Consider the following 5,345-nt stretch of genomic DNA (forward strand, 5'->3'; position numbering starts at 1 on the left):
TTAACTTCCGGGTTCGGAATGTAACCGGGTGTTTCCCCTTCGCCATAACCGCCGTAACTCTATGAAACACACAAACACTGTTTGCTGTCTCAGAATTGCATAGTGGACGCGGGCAAGACCTTGATCTGGCGCTGCTCCGGACCCGGCGAAGGGACAGAGCGCTGCACAGACCAAGCATGTTGCTTTGTGGTCAAGTCCTCGGCCTATTAGTACTGGTCAGCTCCACACATTACTGCGCTTCCACTTCCAGCCTATCAACCCGGTCGTCTACCGGGAGCCGGTTATCCCTTCCGAACGTAGCCAACCAGCCGTGCTCCTGGCGGAACAACTGGCACACCAGAGGTTCGTCCGTCCCGGTCCTCTCGTACTAGGGACAGCTCCTTTCAAGTCTCCTGCGCGCGCAGCGGATAGGGACCGAACTGTCTCGCGACGTTCTAAACCCAGCTCGCGTGCCGCTTTAATGGGCGAACAGCCCAACCCTTGGGACCTACTCCAGCCCCAGGATGCGACGAGCCGACATCGAGGTGCCAAACCATCCCGTCGATATGGACTCTTGGGGAAGATCAGCCTGTTATCCCCGGGGTACCTTTTAGCCGTTGAGCGACGGCGCTTCCACATGCCACCGCCGGATCACTAGTCCCAGCTTTCGCTCCTGCTCGACCCGTCGGTCTCACAGTCAAGCTCCCTTGTGCACTTACACTCGACACCTGATTGCCAACCAGGCTGAGGGAACCTTTGGGCGCCTCCGTTACTCTTTAGGAGGCAACCGCCCCAGTTAAACTACCCACCAGACACTGTCCCTGATCCGGATCACGGACCGAAGTTAGACGTTCAAAACGACCAGAGTGGTATTTCACCAATGACTCCACCACCACTAGCGTGATAGCTTCACCGTCTCCCACCTATCCTACACAAGACGTTCCAAACGCCAATGTCAAGCTATAGTGAAGGTCCCGGGGTCTTTCCGTCCTGCTGCGCGTAACGAGCATCTTTACTCGTAGTGCAATTTCGCCGGGTCTGCGGTTGAGACAGCGGGGAAGTCGTTACGCCATTCGTGCAGGTCGGAACTTACCCGACAAGGAATTTCGCTACCTTAGGATGGTTATAGTTACCACCGCCGTTTACTGGCGCTTAAGTTCTCAGCTTCGCCACACACGTGCGACTAACCGGTCCCCTTAACGTTCCAGCACCGGGCAGGCGTCAGTCCGTATACATCGTCTTACGACTTCGCACGGACCTGTGTTTTTAGTAAACAGTCGCTTCCCCCTGGCCTCTGCGACCCCCACCAGCTCAGAACGCAAAGGTTCGTCACCAGCGAAGGCCCCCCTTCTCCCGAAGTTACGGGGGCAATTTGCCGAGTTCCTTAACCACAGTTCACCCGATCGCCTTAGTATTCTCTACCTGACCACCTGAGTCGGTTTAGGGTACGGGCCGCCACGACACTCACTAGAGGCTTTTCTCGGCAGCATAGGATCACCCACTTCGCCACAATCGGCTCGGCATCACATCTCAGGATACGTGAACCGCGGATTTGCCTACGGTTCTCCCTACATGCTTACCCCAGGACTACCATCGCCTGGGCTGGGCTACCTTCCTGCGTCACCCCATCGCTTACCTACTACCAGTTCAGGCCAGGCGTTCAGCCTCACCCACACCCCGAAGGGCGTTAGGGGCTTAAGGACCCTTAGTATCACTGGATTCAGTATTGGCGCATCGTAGCGGGTACGGGAATATCAACCCGTTGTCCATCGACTACGCCTGTCGGCCTCGCCTTAGGTCCCGACTTACCCTGGGCGGATTAGCCTGCCCCAGGAACCCTTGGTCATCCGGCGCAGAAGTTTCTCACTTCTGATTCGCTACTCATGCCTGCATTCTCACTCGCACGGCCTCCACAGCTGGATCACTCCGCTGCTTCGCCGGCCGCACGACGCTCCCCTACCCATCCACACACCTAAACCACAAAGGCTCGGATAATATGTGAATGCCACGACTTCGGCGGTGTACTTGAGCCCCGCTACATTGTCGGCGCGGAATCACTTGACCAGTGAGCTATTACGCACTCTTTCAAGGGTGGCTGCTTCTAAGCCAACCTCCTGGTTGTCACTGCGACTCCACATCCTTTCCCACTTAGCACACGCTTAGGGGCCTTAGTCGGTGGTCTGGGCTGTTTCCCTCTCGACTACGGAGCTTATCCCCCGCAGTCTCACTGCTGCGCTCTCACTTACCGGCATTCGGAGTTTGGCTGACGTCAGTAACCTTGTCGGGCCCATTAGCCATCCAGTGCTCTACCTCCGGCAAGAAACACGCAACGCTGCACCTAAATGCATTTCGGGGAGAACCAGCTATCACGGAGTTTGATTGGCCTTTCACCCCTAAACACAGGTCATCCCCCAGGTTTTCAACCCTGGTGGGTTCGGTCCTCCACGCGGTCTTACCCGCGCTTCAACCTGCCCATGCCTAGATCACTCCGCTTCGGGTCTACAGCATGCGACTCAAACGCCCTATTCAGACTCGCTTTCGCTACGGCTCCCCCACACGGGTTAACCTCGCCACACACCATAACTCGCAGGCTCATTCTTCAAAAGGCACGCAGTCACATCACAAACAAGGCAAGCCTCGTTTACGCTCCTACGGCTTGTAGGCACACGGTTTCAGGTACTATTTCACGACCCCTCACCGGGGCGCTTTTCACCTTTCCCTCACGGTACTTGTTCACTATCGGTCATCAGGGAGTATTTAGGCTTACCAGGTGGTCCTGGCAGATTCACACAGGATTTCTCGGGCCCCGTGCTACTTGGGATCCCCTCCAACAGTCGACAAGATTTCGCCTACCCGACTCTCACGGTCTACGGCGCCACTTCCCAGAAGCTTCGGCTATCTCATCGATTTCTTACTGTCTACGGTCTCGGCAGAAACCGTCAGAGGGTCCCACAACCCCGTAAACGCAACGCCTGCCGGCTATCACACGCCTACGGTTTAGCCTGATCCGCTTTCGCTCACCACTACTCACGGAATCACTAAATTGTTTTCTCTTCCTACGGGTACTGAGATGTTTCACTTCCCCGCGTTACCACCAACCGCCCTATACATTCAGGCGGAGGCAACACCACATGACTGGTGCTAGGTTTCCCCATTCGGACATCCCCGGATCAAAGTCTGGTTGGCGACTCCCCGGGGCTTAACGCAGCCTCCCACGTCCTTCATCGGCTCCTGATGCCAAGGCATCCACCGTGTGCCCTAAAAAACTTGGCCACAAAGATGCTCGCGTCCACTATGCAAATCTCAAACAACAAACAGCGACCAGACCAGACCCGCCACCAGCACCCAGGACAAACATCCCAAGCCGATGTGACAGATGATCGGTCCCGCATGAGGCTCCAACAGACAGCGAGCCCGCCTCAGCGGGCCCACCCTAATGTCCGTTTCCTCAGGACCCAACAGTGTGTCCAGACCCATCCGCATCCCCCAGCCGACGTTCCCACTCCCCAGCTCCGAAGAACCAGGACGGTACCAGCCGACCCGAGCAGACCCGAATCATCCGATTAGCCAGTGCTCCACTAATGAGCGCGCCGAGCGTGGAACGTTCGCCCACGAACACGGCATGAACCACGACCACCCGAAGATGACCGCAGCCGATGCTCCTTAGAAAGGAGGTGATCCAGCCGCACCTTCCGGTACGGCTACCTTGTTACGACTTCGTCCCAATCGCCAGCCCCACCTTCGACCGCTCCCCCCAGACAAGCTGGTTGGGCCACGGGCTTCGGGTGTTGCCGACTTTCGTGACGTGACGGGCGGTGTGTACAAGGCCCGGGAACGTATTCACCGCAGCGTTGCTGATCTGCGATTACTAGCGACTCCGACTTCATGGGGTCGAGTTGCAGACCCCAATCCGAACTGAGACCGGCTTTTAGGGATTCGCTCCACCTCACGGTATCGCAACCCTCTGTACCGGCCATTGTAGCATGTTTGCAGCCCAAGACATAAGGGGCATGATGACTTGACGTCATCCCCACCTTCCTCCGAGTTGACCCCGGCAGTCTCCAATGAGTCCCCACCACCCCCGAAGGAGCGTGCTGGCAACATTGAACAAGGGTTGCGCTCGTTGCGGGACTTAACCCAACATCTCACGACACGAGCTGACGACAGCCATGCACCACCTGTCACCCAGTCCGAAGAGGGCTCCATCTCTGAAGCTTTCCGGGCGATGTCAAGCCTTGGTAAGGTTCTTCGCGTTGCGTCGAATTAAGCAACATGCTCCGCCGCTTGTGCGGGCCCCCGTCAATTCCTTTGAGTTTTAGCCTTGCGGCCGTACTCCCCAGGCGGGGCGCTTAATGCGTTAGCTACGGCGCGGAAACCGTGGAAGGTCCCCACACCTAGCGCCCAACGTTTACAGCGTGGACTACCAGGGTATCTAATCCTGTTCGCTCCCCACGCTTTCGCTCCTCAGCGTCAGGTAAGGCCCAGAGAACCGCCTTCGCCACCGGTGTTCCTCCTGATATCTGCGCATTTCACCGCTACACCAGGAATTCCGTTCTCCCCTACCTACCTCTAGCCAGCCCGTATCGAATGCAGACCTGGAGTTAAGCCCCAAGCTTTCACACCCGACGTGACAAGCCACCTACGAGCTCTTTACGCCCAATAATTCCGGACAACGCTTGCGCCCTACGTATTACCGCGGCTGCTGGCACGTAGTTAGCCGGCGCTTCTTCTGCAGGTACACGTCAACTTCGTCCCTGCTGAAAGAGGTTTACAACCCGAAGGCCGTCATCCCCCACGCGGCGTCGCTGCGTCAGGCTTTCGCCCATTGCGCAATATTCCCCACTGCTGCCTCCCGTAGGAGTCTGGGCCGTGTCTCAGTCCCAGTGTGGCCGGTCGCCCTCTCAGGCCGGCTACCCGTCGTCGCCTTGGTAGGCCGTTACCCCACCAACAAGCTGATAGGCCGCGAGTCCATCCCCAACCGAAAAACTTTCCACACCCACCCGATGCCAGGAGGTGTCGTATCCGGTATTAGACCCAGTTTCCCGGGCTTATCCCAGAGTCAGGGGCAGGTTACTCACGTGTTACTCACCCGTTCGCCGCTCGAGTACCCCGAAGGGCCTTTCCGCTCGACTTGCATGTGTTAAGCACGCCGCCAGCGTTCGTCCTGAGCCAGGATCAAACTCTCCAAACAATGTCTGAACAGTTGCTCCCGGCTGAAAGCACCCATCTCACATGATGGATGTTCAACCAAAGGAATCCGTCCCCCACCCCGATGAAGAGGCAGGTTGGACAGGGTTGTGCTTCATGCACTGGCTTTTAACACACTGTTGAGTTCTCAAGAAACGGACGCGTACACCGTCGTCCCG

3 rRNA genes are annotated in these 5,345 nt (G+C 57.3%); all 3 read right to left on the minus strand.

What is annotated here, in order from left to right:
- Window positions 1-56: ribosomal RNA gene (gene rrf, locus IG98_RS55075) — 5S ribosomal RNA — on the minus strand; the annotation flags it as partial.
- Window positions 57-186: 130 nt separating this feature from the next.
- Window positions 187-3,252 (minus strand): 23S ribosomal RNA (locus IG98_RS0143350).
- Window positions 3,253-3,646: 394 nt separating this feature from the next.
- Window positions 3,647-5,170, minus strand: a 16S ribosomal RNA gene (locus tag IG98_RS0143355).
- Window positions 5,171-5,345: the final 175 nt, after the last annotated feature.

Source organism: Streptosporangium amethystogenes (assembly GCF_000721075.1).
Classification (GTDB): domain Bacteria; phylum Actinomycetota; class Actinomycetes; order Streptosporangiales; family Streptosporangiaceae; genus Streptosporangium; species Streptosporangium amethystogenes.